Source organism: Lacinutrix gracilariae, assembly GCF_042684485.1.
Classification (GTDB): Bacteria; Bacteroidota; Bacteroidia; order Flavobacteriales; family Flavobacteriaceae; genus Oceanihabitans; species Oceanihabitans gracilariae.
Window position 1 is genome coordinate 143,878 of the sequence record NZ_JBHULM010000001.1, and the last position, 17,799, is coordinate 161,676.

At 31.9% G+C, this 17,799-nt stretch carries 15 protein-coding genes; 10 read left to right on the forward strand and 5 right to left on the reverse strand.

Features of this window, described 5'->3' with window-relative positions:
- The first annotated feature begins 206 nt into the window (after positions 1 to 206).
- From tilS to ACFSSB_RS00660, 8 genes are all read left to right on the forward strand, one after another.
- Positions 207 to 1,526, forward strand: coding sequence for a tRNA lysidine(34) synthetase TilS (gene tilS / locus ACFSSB_RS00625; protein WP_379899893.1), 1,320 nt, complete (start codon positions 207 to 209; stop codon positions 1,524 to 1,526).
- On the forward strand, positions 1,526 to 3,493 hold the full coding sequence (locus ACFSSB_RS00630; protein WP_379899895.1) for a protein-disulfide reductase DsbD family protein: 1,968 nt from the start codon (positions 1,526 to 1,528) through the stop codon (positions 3,491 to 3,493). Before tilS ends, ACFSSB_RS00630 begins: the two co-directional genes overlap by 1 nt.
- Before the next feature lie 102 nt (positions 3,494 to 3,595).
- A complete protein-coding gene (ade, locus tag ACFSSB_RS00635; RefSeq protein ID WP_379899897.1) occupies positions 3,596 to 5,215 on the forward strand; it encodes an adenine deaminase in 1,620 nt (539 codons plus the stop codon).
- Positions 5,215 to 6,171 carry a YheT family hydrolase gene (locus ACFSSB_RS00640; protein ID WP_379899899.1) on the forward strand — a complete coding sequence of 319 codons (957 nt, stop codon included), beginning with the start codon at positions 5,215 to 5,217 and terminating at the stop codon, positions 6,169 to 6,171. Before ade ends, ACFSSB_RS00640 begins: the two co-directional genes overlap by 1 nt.
- Positions 6,172 to 6,210: 39 nt before the next feature.
- Positions 6,211 to 7,749, forward strand: coding sequence for a YifB family Mg chelatase-like AAA ATPase (locus tag ACFSSB_RS00645; RefSeq protein ID WP_379899901.1), 1,539 nt, complete (start codon positions 6,211 to 6,213; stop codon positions 7,747 to 7,749).
- 115 nt (positions 7,750 to 7,864) lie between these two features.
- Positions 7,865 to 8,347, forward strand: coding sequence for a hypothetical protein (locus ACFSSB_RS00650; RefSeq protein ID WP_379899903.1), 483 nt, complete (start codon positions 7,865 to 7,867; stop codon positions 8,345 to 8,347).
- Positions 8,348 to 8,362: 15 nt separating this feature from the next.
- On the forward strand, positions 8,363 to 9,067 hold the full coding sequence (locus ACFSSB_RS00655) for a hypothetical protein (protein WP_379899905.1): 705 nt from the start codon (positions 8,363 to 8,365) through the stop codon (positions 9,065 to 9,067).
- Positions 9,060 to 9,881 carry a sensor histidine kinase gene (locus ACFSSB_RS00660; RefSeq protein ID WP_379899907.1) on the forward strand — a complete coding sequence of 274 codons (822 nt, stop codon included), beginning with the start codon at positions 9,060 to 9,062 and terminating at the stop codon, positions 9,879 to 9,881. Before ACFSSB_RS00655 ends, ACFSSB_RS00660 begins: the two co-directional genes overlap by 8 nt.
- Positions 9,882 to 9,884: 3 nt before the next feature.
- Here the strand turns inward: ACFSSB_RS00660 and ACFSSB_RS00665 are convergent, their stop codons facing one another.
- The 5 genes from ACFSSB_RS00665 to ACFSSB_RS00685 all read right to left on the reverse strand — a co-directional run bounded on the left by ACFSSB_RS00665 (position 9,885) and on the right by ACFSSB_RS00685 (position 14,066).
- Positions 9,885 to 10,589: an RluA family pseudouridine synthase gene (locus tag ACFSSB_RS00665; RefSeq protein ID WP_379899909.1), complete on the reverse strand. Its 705-nt coding sequence runs from the start codon at positions 10,587 to 10,589 to the stop codon at positions 9,885 to 9,887.
- A 21-nt stretch (positions 10,590 to 10,610) separates the two neighbouring features.
- Entirely contained in the window at positions 10,611 to 10,961 is a 351-nt protein-coding gene (locus ACFSSB_RS00670) for a four helix bundle protein (protein WP_379899911.1), read from the reverse strand.
- A 95-nt stretch (positions 10,962 to 11,056) separates the two neighbouring features.
- On the reverse strand, positions 11,057 to 11,875 hold the full coding sequence (gene panB / locus ACFSSB_RS00675; protein ID WP_379899913.1) for a 3-methyl-2-oxobutanoate hydroxymethyltransferase: 819 nt from the start codon (positions 11,873 to 11,875) through the stop codon (positions 11,057 to 11,059).
- Between the two features lie 215 nt (positions 11,876 to 12,090).
- Positions 12,091 to 13,512 carry an L-serine ammonia-lyase gene (locus tag ACFSSB_RS00680; protein WP_379899915.1) on the reverse strand — a complete coding sequence of 474 codons (1,422 nt, stop codon included), beginning with the start codon at positions 13,510 to 13,512 and terminating at the stop codon, positions 12,091 to 12,093.
- Positions 13,513 to 13,565: 53 nt separating this feature from the next.
- Positions 13,566 to 14,066, reverse strand: a complete 501-nt coding sequence (locus ACFSSB_RS00685) for a hypothetical protein (RefSeq protein WP_379899917.1) — start codon at positions 14,064 to 14,066, stop codon at positions 13,566 to 13,568.
- Positions 14,067 to 14,269: 203 nt separating this feature from the next.
- On the opposite strand from ACFSSB_RS00685, the gene dnaK reads away from it, so the two are divergent.
- Complete coding sequence (gene dnaK, locus ACFSSB_RS00690) at positions 14,270 to 16,174, forward strand: molecular chaperone DnaK (protein ID WP_379899919.1); 1,905 nt, start codon at positions 14,270 to 14,272, stop codon at positions 16,172 to 16,174.
- Between the two features lie 500 nt (positions 16,175 to 16,674).
- A complete protein-coding gene (locus tag ACFSSB_RS00695) occupies positions 16,675 to 17,622 on the forward strand; it encodes an NAD(P)H-dependent flavin oxidoreductase (RefSeq protein ID WP_379899921.1) in 948 nt (315 codons plus the stop codon).
- Positions 17,623 to 17,799 lie beyond the last annotated feature (177 nt).

Below are 17,799 nucleotides of genomic sequence, written 5' to 3' on the forward strand. Positions count from 1 at the left end.
AATATAAAAGTATACAGTTAAATGCTTAAATTTGATACATGAAAAGTTATAGAGATTTTATTGTTTGGAAAAAGTTAGCAAGCATGTTTAAGCTTAGTTATCGGTTTTTAATACAATTTCTTGAAGAAGAAATTGTAGGATTAACTTCTGCAACCAAAAATCTCTACAAATTAAATAGATGTTTAATGCATTAAATAAATAATATTTTGTTCCATAAGTTCCAAAAACACATTAACCAAAACCTACCTTTTTTAAGCAAAGGAAAGCTTCTTGTTACCATTTCTGGAGGAATAGATTCTGTAATCTTGGCACATTTGTGTAAACAAGCAAAGTTTGATTTTGCATTGGCGCATTGTAATTTTAATTTACGCGGAAAAGAAAGCGATGCAGATCAAGATTTTGTAGAACAACTAGCAAAAGACTTACAAGTAGAAGTTTTTATTAAAAGTTTTGATACCAATGCTGTAGCCGAAAAACTAAAAATTTCTACGCAAATGGCAGCAAGAGATTTAAGGTATAGTTGGTTTGATGTATTATGCACGCAAAAGCAATTCGATTATATTTTAACAGCACATCATGCAGATGATAATCTAGAAACGTTTTTAATAAATCTTTCGCGTGGAACAGGTTTAGACGGACTTACAGGAATTCCAGAAGTAAACGACAACATTGTAAGACCTTTGTTGAAATTTTCAAGAGAAGAAATTGTAAGTTTTGCCAAAGCCAATAACTTTAAATGGCGTGAAGATAGTAGTAATGCATCTACCAAATATTTAAGAAATAAATTACGTCATGACGTCATTCCTGTGTTAAAGGAAATGAATACCGAATTACTTCATAATTTTGAAACTACACAAAGCAATTTAAAATACTCTAAAAGTATTATTAAAGATGCTGTAAAAAGAATATATAAAGAAGTCGTTTCTATAGAAGATGCTGTAATTAAATTAAATATTAAAAAGCTACAAGAGCTACCTAATACTAATGCCTATGTTTTTGAATTGCTGAAAGATTTTAATTTTACAGCATGGAAAGATGTATATAATTTATTAGATGCACAATCCGGAAAACAAGTGTTTTCAGCTACACACAGACTAGTAAAAGACAGAGATTATTTGTTGGTAACAGGAGTTAGTAATGCTATTAATAGTACTAGCGAAGTATCTATTTCTATAGCTGAAGATGTAAAAAGTATAGAAATACCTTTTGGAGTATTATCTTTTAAAACCACACAACAAATAGAAGAGTCTAACAAGTCTACATTATACATAGATAAAGATTTGTTAAAGTTTCCGTTAACCATAAGAAAATGGGAAAAAGGAGACTATTTTTACCCTTTAGGCATGCAAGGAAAAAAGAAACTGAGTAAGTTTTTTAAAGATGAAAAATACTCCTTACTAGATAAAGAAAAAGCCTTAGTTTTGTGTTCAGGTGAAGATGTAGTTTGGCTTATCAATAAACGTGGTGACAATCGTTATAAAGTCACAGAAAAAACAAAAAACATATTAAAAATCACATTACAATAATGAAGCAGTTTTTATTAGTAGTTATTACTCTTTTTTCCATCAGTACTTCTTTTTCGCAATTGCAACCCGTAAAATGGTCTACAGAAGTTGAAAAACTTTCAGAAACAGAATACAACCTTATTTTTAAAGCAGAAATAGAAGAACATTGGCATTTATACTCACAACATCTTCCTGAAGGAGGTGCTTTGCCAACCGAGTTTTTATTCGATTCTATAGCACAAACAAAAGACTATAAGCGTGTTGGTAAAGCTTTAGAAAGCCAAAGTATTACTAAGTTTGATAAGGTTTTTCAAATGGATTTAACCTATTTTGATGGTACTGCATCATTTACGCAAAAGGTAGAACTTATAAATCCAGAAGTCACCACTATTGCTACAGAAGTATATTTTCAAGCGTGTGATGACGAAAAATGTATTTTTGAAAGCGAAGTGCTAAACTTTAATTTAAGCAATTCAGGTGCTGCAAATACAGCAGCTTCTGCAACTGTAGATGCTAAAAGTAAAGAGCTGTCTGATAAACTACAACTAAACATAACTGGTTGGGATAAATATGAAAAAGAAGAGGTTAAAGAAAAAACAAACCTTGGTATTTTTATTCTTGGTTTTCTTGGTGGTTTAATCGCTTTATTAACACCATGTGTATTCCCTATGATTCCGTTAACGGTTTCCTTTTTTACAAAAAGTGCTAGCAATTCACAAAAAGGATTGGCAAATGCTATGCTTTACGGATTGTTTATTCTTATCATTTACGTGCTTTTAAGTTTACCTTTCCACTTTTTAGATTCCTTAAATCCAGAGATATTAAATACCATTTCAACTAACGTTTGGTTAAATATTATCTTTTTTATCATACTTGCATTTTTTGCATTCTCTTTCTTTGGTTACTACGAAATTACCTTACCTGCTTCTTGGGGAAATAAAATGGATTCTGCCTCTAATGTTGGTGGTATTATCGGTATTTTCTTTATGGCATTAACACTTGCTATTGTATCCTTTTCATGTACAGGTCCTATTTTAGGATCTTTACTAGCAGGATCACTAACTAGTGATGGAGGAGCCATGCAATTAACTATGGGAATGTCTGGTTTTGGTTTAGCATTAGCTTTACCTTTTACCTTATTTGCTATGTTTCCAAAATGGTTAAATGCATTACCAAAATCTGGAGGATGGTTAAATACAGTGAAAGTAGTTCTAGGTTTCTTAGAATTAGGAATGGCGTTTAAATTCTTATCTAACGCAGATTTAGTAAAACATTGGGGACTTTTAAAACGAGAAGTGTTTATTGGTATTTGGATTGTTTTAGGTATTGGTTTGTTACTATATCTTTTAGGAAAAATTAAATTTCCGCATGACAGTCCGCTTAAAAAATTAAGCTTTGGTAGAATTTCATTTGCCGTTTTAGTTGGTGCCTTTGTAGTGTATTTAATTCCTGGTTTAACCAATACAGAACACGCTAACTTAAAGATGTTAAGTGGTTTTCCGCCACCTTTACCTTATAGTTTATATGAAAAAGAATCCGACTGTCCTTTAGGTCTTAATTGCTATAAAGATTTAGATGAAGGTGTTGCTGCAGCAAAAGCACAAAACAAACCAATCATGCTAGATTTTACTGGTTGGGCTTGTGTAAACTGTAGAAAAATGGAAGAACAAGTTTGGAGTAAAGACAAGATTTATAATGTATTAAATGATGAATATGTTATTATTTCTTTATACGTTGATGATAGAAAAGAATTAGAAAAAGAGCAACAATTTCAATTCTTAAAACACAACGGAAGTATTAAAAATATTAAGACTATTGGCGATAAATGGGCAACTTTGCAAACGCTAAACTTCCAGAATAACTCGCAACCATTTTATGTGTTATTAAATCACGATATGGAGTTACTAAACCATACCACAGCATACACACCAAATGCAGATGAATATTATGATTGGTTGGTAAAGGGAGTAGAGAATTTTAAGAAGTAATAAATAAACTTAAAGTAATATCTAATAATAAAAGCTTCCGTTTCATTGGAAGCTTTTTTTTGTTTAATATTACATACAATAAATAAGAGGAAAGGAATAAATATGAAATTGCAAGCAAACATAGTAGACATATCAAACAAGAGAATTTATAAAGGAGAAGTTACTATTACAGATGGTAAAATAGAATCTATTATTGAAAAAGAACATGATGTTGACCAGTATATTCTTCCTGGTTTTGTAGATGCGCATATACATATTGAAAGTTCTATGTTAGTACCTAGTGAGTTTGCAAAACTAGCAGTACAGCATGGAACAGTAGCTACTGTTTCCGATCCGCATGAAATAGCAAATGTATTAGGTGTTCCTGGTGTAGAATTCATGATTGAAAACGGAAAAAAAGTACCGTTAAAATTTAATTTTGGCGCTCCTAGTTGTGTTCCTGCAACTAGTTTTGAATCTGCTGGAGCAATTATAGATTCGGAAGGTATAAAAACACTAATGGAAAATCCTGATATTAAATATCTAGCCGAAATGATGAATTATCCTGGCGTTTTATTTGATGATGAAGAAGTGCTGAAAAAGATAGCACACGCAAAAGAAAATAATAAACCTGTAGATGGTCATGCTCCAGGTGTTAGAGGAAAAGATATAACCAAGTATATTGCAGCAGGAATTTCTACAGATCATGAGTGTTTTACCTATGACGAAGGTTTAGAAAAACTGCAAAAAGGAATGAAAATTTTAATTCGTGAAGGTAGTGCAGCCAAAAACTTTGAAGCCTTAATCGGTTTAATGCCAGAGCATTTTGAAAACATGATGTTTTGTAGTGATGATAAGCATCCAGACGATTTAATTATTTCGCATATTAATGCATTATGTGCTAGAGCAATTGCTAAAGGTGTGGATGTATTTAAGGTATTGCAAGCTGCATGTATCAATCCTGTAAAACATTATAATCTAGAGGTTGGCTTACTGCAAGTTGGTGATGCAGCAGATTGCATTGTAGTAGAAGATTTAACCAATTTTAAAACGCTTCAAACCTATATAAATGGCGAATTGGTGTATGATTTTGGTAAGGTGAATATTAAAGATGTCGCTTTTAAAAATTTAAACAATTTCCATACCGAAAAGAAAAAAGTCTCCGATTTTAAATTTGATTCTTCCGCAGAAAAAATTAGAGTTATTGAAGCTTTAGAAGGACAATTAGTAACTAATGAGCTTATTGAAGAAGCAACTATAGAAAACGGAAATCTAGTATCTAATACCACAAGAGATATCTTGAAAATGACTGTGGTAAATCGTTATAATAACGATGCTCCTGCTATTGCATTTATTAAAAATTTCGGACTAAAAGAAGGAGCTATTGCAAGTTCTGTTGGTCATGATTCCCACAATATAATTGCTGTTGGAGTTTCAGACGAAGCTATCTGTAAAGCGGTAAATCTAATCATAGAAAATAAAGGAGGTATTTGTGCTATTAACAATTCCGAAGAAAAAATAGTTGCACTTCCAGTAGCAGGAATCATGAGCGATCAAGATGGAGAAACTATTGGTAAAGACTACGCAGCGCTTGATAAAATGGCGAAACAATTAGGAAGCACTTTGCATGCACCATACATGACTTTATCTTTTATGGCTTTGCTAGTAATACCAGATTTAAAACTTAGTGATAAAGGGTTGTTTAGTGGAAAAGAGTTTAAATTTACAAGTTTAGAAGTGTAATGCCAATACTAAATACTACATACAAGCCATCCATTTTTTTTAGAAATGGAAATATTGCAACCATATATTCAGGACTAATACGTAAAGTAACACTAGAACAGAAACGAGAGCGTATTACGCTTTCTGATGGCGATTTTTTAGACTTAGATTGGAGTTTTGCAAAACAAAAATCGAATAAGCTAATTATTCTTTTACATGGTCTTGAAGGCAATGCACAACGACCTTATGTTACTGGTCCTGCAAAACTATTTAATGAAAATGGTGTAGATGCAGTATGTGTGAATTTTAGAGGCTGTAGCGGAGAACCAAATATTAAATATAGAAGTTACCATTCTGGAGCAACGGAAGATTTAGAAGAAGTAATTACTCATATTTTAGATAATAAAAACTATACCGAAATATATATAAATGGTTTTAGTCTTGGCGGAAATATGACCTTAAAATATGTTGGTGAAAATCAAGAACTACCAGAACAAATAAAAGGTGTAATAGCAGTTTCTGTTCCTTGTTTTTTAGAAGGTTCTGCAAACGAATTACACAAACTAAAGAACAAACCTTATGCTATAAGATTTAAAAAGCATTTGGTAGAAAAGTTAAAACCAAAATTACTTCAGTTTCCCGAAAATATTTCTGAAAAAGAAATACGTTCTATTAAACTATTAAAAGATTTTGATGCTATTTACACCTCAAAAGCACATGGTTTTAAAGATGCAAAAGAGTATTATACCAAATCCAGCAGTCTTCAGTTTTTACCTAATATAAATGTGCCAACGCTAATTATTAATGCGTTAAATGATTCTTTCTTATCCCCAGAATGCTATCCTATTAAAGAAGCAAAAAATAACAAAAATATACATTTAGAGATGCCTAATTATGGTGGTCATGTAGGGTTTGTTTCAAAAGGAAAATACTACTATAATGAGTTACGTGCTTTAGAATTTATCAAGCAACTATAAGTTTATTATTTTTTATATATTTAAGCAAATCAATAGTTTATGCTTAAAAAAGTTTTTGGTAGCGCAGTCTTTGGTGTTGAGGCAACCACAATTACAGTAGAGGTAAATGTCGATTCCGGAATAGGGTATCATTTAGTTGGTCTTCCAGATAATGCTATTAAAGAAAGTAATTTTAGAATTGCTGCAGCCTTACAAAATAATGGTTATAAAATTCCTGGAAAAAAGATAATTATCAACATGTCTCCTGCAGATTTGCGTAAGGAGGGAAGCGCATACGATTTAACATTAGCCATAGGTATTCTTGTTGCTACCAAACAAATTCAAGCTAAAAATTTAGAAGATTTTTTAATTATGGGAGAACTTTCTTTAGACGGAAGTTTACAACCTATAAAAGGCGCTTTACCAATAGCTATTAAAGCAAAAGAAGAAGGTTATAAAGGTTTTATTCTACCTTTAGTAAATGCGAAAGAAGCTGCTATAGTTGACGATTTAGAAGTTTATGGAGTAGAAAATATAAAACAAGTAATTGATTTTTTTGATAAAGACGAAGCTTTAGAGCAAACCATTATAGATACTAAAAAAGAATTTGAAAAAAATCTAGAATTTCCAGAGTTTGATTTTAGTGATGTTAAAGGACAAGAATCTATAAAACGCTGTATGGAAATTGCAGCAGCAGGAGGACATAATATTATATTAATTGGGCCTCCAGGAGCAGGAAAAACCATGTTGGCTAAACGTTTACCTAGTATTTTACCTCCTATGACTATTCATGAAGCATTAGAAACTACAAAAATTCATAGTGTGGTTGGTAGAGTAAAGGCAAATACAGGTATTATGGCGCAGCGTCCTTTTCGTTCGCCTCATCACACCATATCAAACGTCGCACTTGTTGGAGGAGGTAGTTATCCGCAACCTGGTGAAATTTCCTTATCGCATAATGGTGTTTTGTTTTTAGATGAACTACCAGAATTTAAACGAGAAGTTCTAGAAGTAATGCGTCAACCTTTAGAAGACAGAGAGGTAACTATTTCTAGAGCAAAATTTACAGTAACTTATCCATCATCTTTTATGTTGGTGGCAAGTATGAATCCTAGTCCAAGTGGTTATTTTAATGATCCTGATGCACCTATAACTTCTAGTCCTGCAGAAATGCAGCGTTATTTAAGTAAGGTTTCTGGACCTTTATTAGATAGAATAGATATTCATATAGAAGTAACTCCTGTTCCTTTTGAAAAACTTTCAGAAGAACGTAAAGGCGAAAGTTCTGTTGAAATTAGAAAACGTGTTACCAAGGCAAGAGAATTACAAACAGAACGCTTTCAAGACTCAGAAACTGTACATTATAATGCGCAAATGAATACCAAACAAATTAGAAAATATTGCGTTTTAGACAATGCTTCTAAGGCGTTATTAAAAACAGCCATGGAGCGATTAAATCTTTCCGCAAGAGCGTATGATCGCATTTTAAAAGTATCAAGAACTATAGCAGATTTAGAGAACGAACCAGCAATAAAAGGTTCGCATATAAGTGAAGCAATACAATACCGAAGTTTAGATAGAGAAGGTTGGTTAGGTTAATTTTAGTAGTGAAAGAAAATTATAGTTGTGCTTTGTTGTAGGAAAAGTTTTAAAAGTGACTTTGCTATATTAATTTTCTTACCTTTATGCAGCTATTAATAAATAACTTTATTTTATGAAAAAATTATTTTTACTATTACTTGGTGTTGTTATCGGATTTTTGATTTGCTATTTTTATAGTGCTGATAATATTAAATTAGGAACACCAATGACTACACCAAAAGGAATTATTACACCAGAACAAGCGAAGGCATTAGATAATGCTTACGATTCAAGACATGATTTAATTAGTGACTCTATTGTTGGAAGGCCAGACAACCGATCTGCTTGGTGGTCTATAGAAGACATGGAAGGTTTTATTAGTTCTGCTAAAAAACAAAGTAAAGAGTTAGGGTATGACATGAACGGAATACGTGTATATTTGGGTGCTCATGAAAGTAATGGTTATACAACCGTATTTATGGTTCCAACTGGTAGTCTTTCGCTATCTGAAGGAAAAGTACTTTCTGCACCTCCAGGTAACGGAGATATTCCTGGAGCAAATGGCTTGAATGATGGAATCTTTGGTGACCCACCAGCTGCTACTTATCCACAATAAATTTTATATAATGTTTTGAGTGAATTTTTATTAAAATATGCTTCACTTTGTCTTTTAGGTTTAGAAATTTTAGCAGCTGTAATTGGTTTATTACTTTATTCTAAGTACAAACATACAGCTGCTAAATATTTCATTTACTTTTTAGTCTATGTCGTTTTTATTGTAATTATTGGTAGATATACTTGGCTTGTAAAAGAAGGTGGGGCTTTTAGTTTTCTTTTAGGAACCTTATTAGAAAGAAACTACTGGTTTGGTACCATTACTTGGAAAATTGGTGCTGTATCTTTTTTTGGTTGGTATTATTTGAAAATTTTGAAGAATAATACACAAAAAAAAATATTAAGAATTTCATTGATTTTATTTATTGTCGCTTCCGTATTAATTATTTTATTAACCTTACCTAATTTTTTTGTAACCTCTATTCCTTCCATTTCTATTCTTGGCGCATTAATTATATTACAATGTTCTTTTTATTATTTTATGGAAATATTACAAAGTGAAAAGATCTTGACTTTTTATAAGTCCTTAAATTTCTATATAAGCTGTGTTATTTTACTTTTTTGGTTAGTTAAAACACCTTTAGTATTCTATGAACAGTATTATAGAATAATAGATATGGATTATGTATACCTTCGAGGTATTATTAATTTATTTGTTATTTCATTTATGTATATAACGTATGCCGTAGGATTAATTGTTTCAAAACCAGAATATGACTAATAGCTTATTAATTGCCTTACAAGAGAAAGGTCCCGTTTCTACTGCGGCCGAAAGATATTTACTAGTCTATATGATTGGTGTGCTTCTTATAGTTTGTACTTTAATTATTATATTTTTTATTGTTTTTCAGAAAAGGAAAAATAAATTATTGCTAGATAAAATTAAATTACAAAAAGCATTTGATGAAGAAATATCTAGAACCCAAGCAGAAATACAAGAGCAAACCTTAAAAAGTATTGGTTGGGAGTTACACGATAATGTTGGGCAGCTTTTATCTGTAGCAAGTATGCAGTTAAGTATTTTAGGTACGCAAGTTTCTCCGGAAATTAAAGGTAGTATAAAAGAAACCACAAATATAGTTAGAGATAGTTTAAAGGAAGTGCGTTCGCTATCTAAATCATTAAATAATGAAGTTATTTTAAATAATGGTTTTGAAAAATCGATTTCTAACGAATTAGATCGATTAAAACGAATGAAATTTAATAGTGCAGAATTGATTGTAAAAGGAAAAACAATTCCAATAACAAACAAGAAACATGAAATAATTATTTTTAGAATTCTTCAAGAATTTTTATCTAATGCTGTAAAATACTCGGAAGCCCAGAACTTAAAGGTCCTTTTAGATTACAACGACAAAAATTTACAAATTCAGGCTAGTGATGATGGTAAAGGGTTTGATGTAGAAACTGTAGCAAAGGGAGCCGGACTTTTAAATATGAAGAGTAGAGCAGCCTTAATTCATGCACAGTTTAACTTATTTTCAAAAATAGGAGAAGGGGTTAATCTAACCATCGATTATCCATTAAACCAATAGTTTTTATACGCAAGCATCCCAAATGGCATCTTTAGGTAATGGAGCTGTTATGTTTAAATCTTCGTTAGAAACAGGATGTGTAAAAGTAATTTGTCTTGCATGTAAATGTATACTTGCATCTTTATTACTTCTATCAAACCCATATTTTAAATCTCCTTTTATAGAGCAACCAATACTCGATAATTGCGAACGTATTTGGTGGTGTCTTCCGGTTTCTAAATTAATTTCTAATAAATAATAGTTGTCTAGTTTTTTAAGTGTTTTATAATGAAGTATCGCTTTTTTACTTCCATCTACTTCTTTAATATATGCAGTAGATTTATTGTTTTTAGGATTCTTTTTCAACCAATTAATTAAGGTGTCTTGTGTTTTAGGAGGTTGGTTTTTAACAATAGCCCAATAGGTTTTACTAATATCTTTAGAAACAAAAAGTTTATTTAGCCTTGGCAAAGCTTTGCTTGTTTTTGAAAAAATAACTAATCCTGTAGTTGGTCTATCTAATCGATGTACAGTTCCTAAATATACATTACCAGGTTTGTTGTATTTGTCTTTAATGTATTCTTTAACAACATCACTTAATGGTTTGTCACCAGTTTTGTCACCTTGTACAATATCTCCTGCACGTTTATTTACAACAATAATATGATTGTCTTCGTAAATTACTTGAAGGTTGTTTTTATTAGAAAGAGTTTTGGAATTTTTGTTCACTCGATTGTTCGATTTTTGGATTTATTGGAGAGTAGATTTAAATTTAGAGGTCATTTTAATAATAGAATCTAAATTTTTTAAAAGCGAATCTAGCTCTTTTTGATTTATAAATTTTAAATCATAGGCAATTAATAACTGTGTTTCAATCTCATAAGCAGATCCTAAAGTCATTTGTAAAAATCTTATAAAGTCTTTATTAGAATGTCTCGAAGAACCTTCAGCAATATTTGAAGGAATTGAAACAGCTGCTCTTCGTAATTGATTAGTTAGTCCAAATTTTTCAGTTTCAGGAAACTTAGAGGTTATAGAATAAATTTCAGAACAAAACAATCTGCTTTTTTTCCATACTTCTAAATCCTTAAATCGATGCATTTGGTTCGTTTTATCTGAATTAAGTTCTTTTATTGTTAAGTTCTAACAATCTAACAATCTAACAATCTAACAATCTAACAATCTAATAATCGAAATTAATACTGCTCTTCATCATTAGGAAAATCACCACTTTTTACATCTTCTCCATATTGTGTAAATGCAGTAGTCATTTCTTCATATAAGTTCATATATCTACGTAAAAAACGCGGATTAAATTCATGCGTCATTCCTAGCATATCATGTGTTACCAGTACTTGGCCATCTACGCCATTTCCTGCTCCAATACCAATTACAGGAATAGAAACACTCTCTGCAACTTCTTGTGCTAATTTTGCAGGTATTTTCTCCAGTACTATAGCAAAACATCCTGCTTTTTCAAGCATTAAAGCGTCGTCTTTTAATTGTTTCGCTTCTTGTTCTTCTTTAGCTCTAACAGTATATGTTCCAAATTTATAGATAGATTGTGGCGTTAGTCCTAAATGTCCCATAACAGGAATTCCTGCATGTAATATTCTTTTTATAGAATCTTTAACTTCTTTACCACCTTCCATTTTTACAGCATGACCACCAGATTCTTTCATAATTCTTATGGCAGAACGTAAGGCCTCTTTTGGATCACTTTGGTAACTACCAAAAGGTAAATCTACCACAACTAAAGCTCTATCTATGGCTCTAATTACAGAAGATGCATGATATATCATTTGGTCTAAAGTAATTGGTAGTGTGGTTTCATGTCCAGCCATTACATTACTTGCAGAGTCACCAACAAGTATTACATCAATTCCTGCGCCATCTACAATTTTAGCCATGGTATAATCATAGGCTGTAAGCATTGATATTTTTTCTCCATTAGATTTCATTTCTACTAGAGATTTTACGGTTACTCTTTTGTATTCTTTTTTTGCTACAGACATCTGTTTTTTTATATAATTTGATAGAATGTAAATGTACTAAAATATGTGTATACTGTTAAACTTTTCTTGAAAAGAGGTCTTAAAATAGTAATCTTTAATTTTTTTAGTATAAAAACAAGGAATATGGCAAGAGTTATATACTTAACAAAAGGAGTCACAATATGTTAGTTTGCTGAGAAAAAAGTGTTTTAATAGCGTCGTCATGCCTGCTAGTTTTAACAATCTGTCAGGTTTACACCAATAGCTAAACCACCTTCACTAGTTTCTTTGTATTTCGTGTTCATGTCTTTTGCAGTTTCCCACATGGTATTTACTACTTTATCTAAAGGTACTTTTGCATTTTCAGGGTTAGTATCTAAAGCTAATTCGGCAGCATTAATAGCCTTAATGGCTCCCATGGCATTACGTTCTATACAAGGTATTTGTACTAATCCACCAATAGGATCACAAGTAAGTCCAAGATGATGTTCCATAGCAATTTCTGCTGCTATTAAAACCTGCTCTGGAGTACCACCAAGTAGTTCGGTTAAGGCACCAGCAGCCATTGCAGAACTTACACCAATTTCAGCTTGGCATCCTCCCATGGCAGCACTAATGGTGGCACCTTTTTTAAAGATGCTTCCTATTTCACCAGCTACTAATAAGAATTTTTTAATGTCTTCAAAGTTTCCGTCATGGTTTTCAATTACTAAATAGTACATTAAAACGGCTGGGATAACACCAGCACTTCCGTTAGTAGGTGCAGTAACTACACGACCTAAAGAGGCATTTACTTCGTTTACAGCTAAAGCAAAACAGCTAACCCATTTTAAGATTTGTCTAAATTTAACTTCGGTATTTCTTATGGCATAAATCCATTCAACAGGATTGGTATAAGGTGTTTCACCTTTTAATGTTTGGTGCATGTCATAAGCACGACGTCTTACGTTTAAGCCTCCAGGAAGGTTACCTTCGGTATGACAGCCAATATACATACACTCTAACATGGTGTCCCAAATACGTTGTAATTCTATATCTATTTCTGGTTCTTCTCGAATAGATTTTTCGTTTTCATAAACTACTTCAGATATAGGTAAGTTTAAATCTTTACAAAATTGTAAAAGTTCTGTACCTTTTTCAATAGGATACGGAAAAGAACATTTTATTTCAAAGTTACGTTTAGAGTTTTTACGTTCTTCTTTAACCACAAAACCACCACCAATAGAGTAGAAGGTAGATTTTTTCTTTTTACCGTTTATTGTTGCAGTAAATCGCATTCCGTTAGAATGAAATGGTAAGAACTTTCTATTAAAAACAATATCTGTTTCGGGATTGAAATTAACAATTTTTTCATTGTTAAAAGTTAATGTATTTGTGCTTTTAATGTTTGAAATAATGATAGGTATTGTGTCTGTAGCAACATATTCTGGATCGCAACCACACAAACCAAGCATTACGGCATAGTCGGTTGCATGCCCTTTTCCTGTAAGCGATAAAGAACCATATAAGTCTACATGAATAGCTTCTACTTTATCAAACGTATTGTTTAATTTTAGTTCTTTAATCCATCGTTCTGCAGCACGCCAAGGACCTAAAGTGTGGGAACTAGAAGGACCAACACCTATTTTTAACATATCAAAAATCGAAATACACTCCATTTACAAAAACCTTTTAAAGTTGGCGTAAATATACATTTTGTAATGAAAGAATATTATTTTTTTTCAAAAGCTTCAATTCTATTAGCTTCCATTACATCTTCTATACTCGAAGTGTCCACAGCATCAACATTTTCTGCAGGAACTACAACTACACGAAATACTTGATTTTGTGTCCATGCAGATCCTATAGTACTTAAGTCTACAGTTCCGTCTAAAAAGAATCTAACATCGTTTTGTGTAAAATCGTAATTGTAAGTTAATTCACTTTCATAAGTAGTACCTTCATCAAAAGTAACTTGTTGTGGCATTAATCGCCATACATCTTGTCCGTTAGCAGTTTCCCATAGAATATACACTAATGTCACATCAGAAGGATAGACATAAAACCCATAATCTTCAAAGTATTCATAATTATTGGCAGCGTTAAAATCAATTTCTATTTCAAAAGCACTGGCAACAAAAAGTCCACCATCTTGGCCGTCAATCCCGTCTTCTCCTTGACAAGAGCTTAATAATAAGGTGAATACAAATACAGCAGATAAGATTTTTTTCATAATTTTTTTGTTTAAAGTTACAAATCACTTTTAATATTCATTGTTAAAAAGGAATAAAATATAAGATTTAACAATTTTATGACATCGTGTCAGTCATTTTGTATTGGCATAATCATTGACTTATAGATACCGAACAAAAAAAATAAATATCAACACTGAGGTTTTCGTGCAAACGGAAATGAAATAAATAAATTAGAAATATTATGAGTAAGATTATTGGAATCGATTTAGGTACAACCAACTCTTGCGTTTCTGTAATGGAAGGTAATGAAGCAGTTGTAATCCCAAACGCAGAAGGTAAGCGTACAACACCTTCTGTTATCGCTTTTGTAGAAGGAGGCGAAATTAAAGTTGGAGATCCAGCAAAACGTCAAGCAGTTACAAACCCAATAAACACCGTTTATTCTATTAAACGTTTTATGGGTAATAAATATTCTGAATCTAAAAAAGAAGCAGAAAGAGTACCATATAAAGTGGTAAAAGGAGATAATGATACTCCTAGAGTAGATATTGATGGTCGTTTATATACACCTCAAGAATTATCTGCAATGATTCTTCAAAAAATGAAGAAAACTGCTGAAGATTATTTAGGACAAGATGTAAGTGAAGCAGTAATTACAGTTCCTGCATATTTTAATGATGCACAACGTCAAGCTACTAAAGAAGCTGGTGAAATTGCTGGTTTAAAAGTACGTAGAATTATCAATGAGCCAACAGCAGCAGCTTTAGCTTATGGTATGGATAAAAAAGGAACAGACCAAAAAATAGTAGTATTTGATTTTGGTGGAGGAACACATGATGTATCTATCCTAGAATTAGGAGATGGTGTATTTGAAGTACTTTCTACAGATGGAGATACACACTTAGGTGGTGATGATGTAGATCAAAAAATTATCGATTGGTTAGCAGATGAGTTTAATGCTGAAGAAAGTATTGACTTACGTAAAGACCCAATGGCTTTACAACGTATTAAAGAAGCTGCAGAAAAAGCAAAGATTGAATTATCATCTTCTGCACAAACCGAAATTAATTTACCTTACGTTACAGCTACAGCTAGCGGACCAAAACACTTAGTACGTACTTTAACTAAAGCTAAATTTGAGCAATTAATTGACGATTTAGTAAAACGTACTATTGAGCCATGTCAATCTGCATTAAAATCTGCAGGTTTATCAAAATCAGATATCGACGAAGTTATTCTTGTTGGTGGTTCAACACGTATTCCAGCAGTACAACAAGCTGTTGAAAAATTCTTTGGTAAAGCACCAAGTAAAGGAGTAAACCCAGATGAGGTTGTTTCTTTAGGAGCAGGAATTCAAGGTGGAGTATTAACAGGAGATGTTAAAGATGTATTACTTTTAGATGTAACACCTTTATCTCTTGGTATTGAAACAATGGGTAATGTAATGACAAAACTTATTGAGGCAAATACAACTATTCCTACTAAGAAAAGTCAAGTATTCTCTACAGCAGCAGATAACCAACCTTCAGTAGAAATTCATGTTTTACAAGGGGAACGTTCTATGGCTGCAGATAATAAAACAATTGGACGTTTTCACTTAGATGGTATTCCACCAGCACAACGTGGTGTTCCTCAAATTGAAGTAACTTTTGATATTGATGCAAACGGAATTATTAAAGTTTCTGCAACAGATAAAGCTACAAACAAAACACAAGATATCAGAATTGAAGCTTCTTCAGGATTAACAGAAGAAGAAATTCAAAAAATGAAAGCAGACGCAGAAGCAAATGCAGAAGCAGATGCAAAAGCAGCAGAAAGCGCTCAAAAATTAAATGAAGCGGATTCTATGATTTTCCAAACGGAAAAACAATTAAAAGAATTTGGTGATAAATTATCTGATGATAAAAAACAACCTATTGAAGCAGCTTTAGAAGAACTTAAAAAAGCATACGAAACTAAAGATTTAGAAGTAATTACTCCTGCTTTAGATAAAATTAACGAAGCTTGGAAAGTAGCTAGCGAAGAAATGTACAAAGCACAAGCAGAAGCACAAGGTGGTGAAGCACCAGGTCCTGATGCAAACGCTGGAACAGATGCTAACGAAGGAAGTGACGTTGAAGACGTAGACTTTGAAGAAGTGAAGTAAGCAGAGAGCCGAGTTTCTTTTTTAGAAACTGGTGCGAATCGCTTATGCTCACGCAGGTGAGTATCTCAGAGAGCCGAGTTTCTTTTTTAGAAACTGGTGCGAATCGCTTATCCCAAATCTATTTTGGGATCTTAAAAGTTGAAACTTAAATACATAAAAAACGCAATCATTAACTTGGTTGCGTTTTTTTTATAATTATATGTGCTATTTATTTTGCAATGAATTAATAGCAGTGAGAATGTATTAAAAGCTAAAAAGTAATTAATAGCATCCTGCCAAGCTGGTTTGTCACAAAAAATGAAGCTTTGTATAGAAGTATTATGCCTCTTTATTATAAAGGAAATAACTAGGAATGTAATCTTTGTGGCATCTAAGTAATTTAACTACTATAAATAAAAAACTATGCACGCATAGTAAATTTTCTTATATTTGTAAAACACTATTAATAAGTAGTCAATTTTAGTTTAATTAAAAAATTCGCATTTTGATGTGATATTACTATGGAAACCAAACTTACACAACTTTTAAATATAAAATATCCAATTATTCAAGCTCCAATGTTTTTAGTTTCTAATACTGCAATGGTAATAGAAGCAATGAAAGGAGGAATTGCAGGCTGTATTCCTGCGCTTAATTATAGAACCTTAGATGAGTTAAGAGTAGCTATTAAAGAATTAAAAGCTGCAAAAGTAGAAGGAGGATCTTTTGGGTTTAATTTAATTGTAAACAAATCGAATATAAAATACAAAGAGCAATTAAGAGTGCTTTGTGAAGAAGGATGTGACTTTATTATTACCTCACTTGGTAGTCCAGAAGAAACCATAAACAAAGCACATGCAGTTGGTATTAAAGTTTTTTGTGATGTAACCGATTTACGTTTTGCCAAAAAAGTGGAAAGCTTAGGAGCAGATGCAGCAATTGCTGTAAATAATGAAGCAGGAGGACATAGAGGAAACCTTTCTCCAGAAGAGTTAACAAGCCAATTAAGTAAAGCCTTAAGTATTCCTGTAATTTCTGCAGGAGGAGTTGGTTGTAAAGCAGATATTGATAAAATGCTAAGTTATGGAGCAGAAGGAGTTTCGGTTGGTAGTCCGTTTATTGCTTCTGTTGAAGCTGGAGTTACACAAGAATATAAACAAGCTTGTGTAGATTATGGAGCAGAAGATATTATTATGACCCAACGTATTTCTGGTACACCTTGTACTGTAATAAATACACCTTATGTTCAAAAAATAGGAACAAAAGAAACGTGGTTAGAATCTGTTTTAAATAAGCATAAAAAACTGAAAAAATGGGTGAAAATGATTCGTTTTTCAATTGGTATGAATGCCACAACTAAAGCAGCAACACAAGCTACTTATAAAACCGTTTGGGTTGCAGGACCAAGTATTGAGCATACTAAAGAAATTTTACCAATTAAAGAGATTGTTGCAAAGCTAACTACTTAATAAATAGAGTAGTTTAATTATTATATTAAAAAGGTTTTCTTTAAAAAGGAAACCTTTTTTTTTGTTTAAACATATTGTTTTTTAGTGGTTTATATTTTTGATTGTAAAAAAAAGTGTTCGTTTTATTGTAACTTATAATGCTATTGATCGTCTTATTTTCAATCAATCAAAATCAAA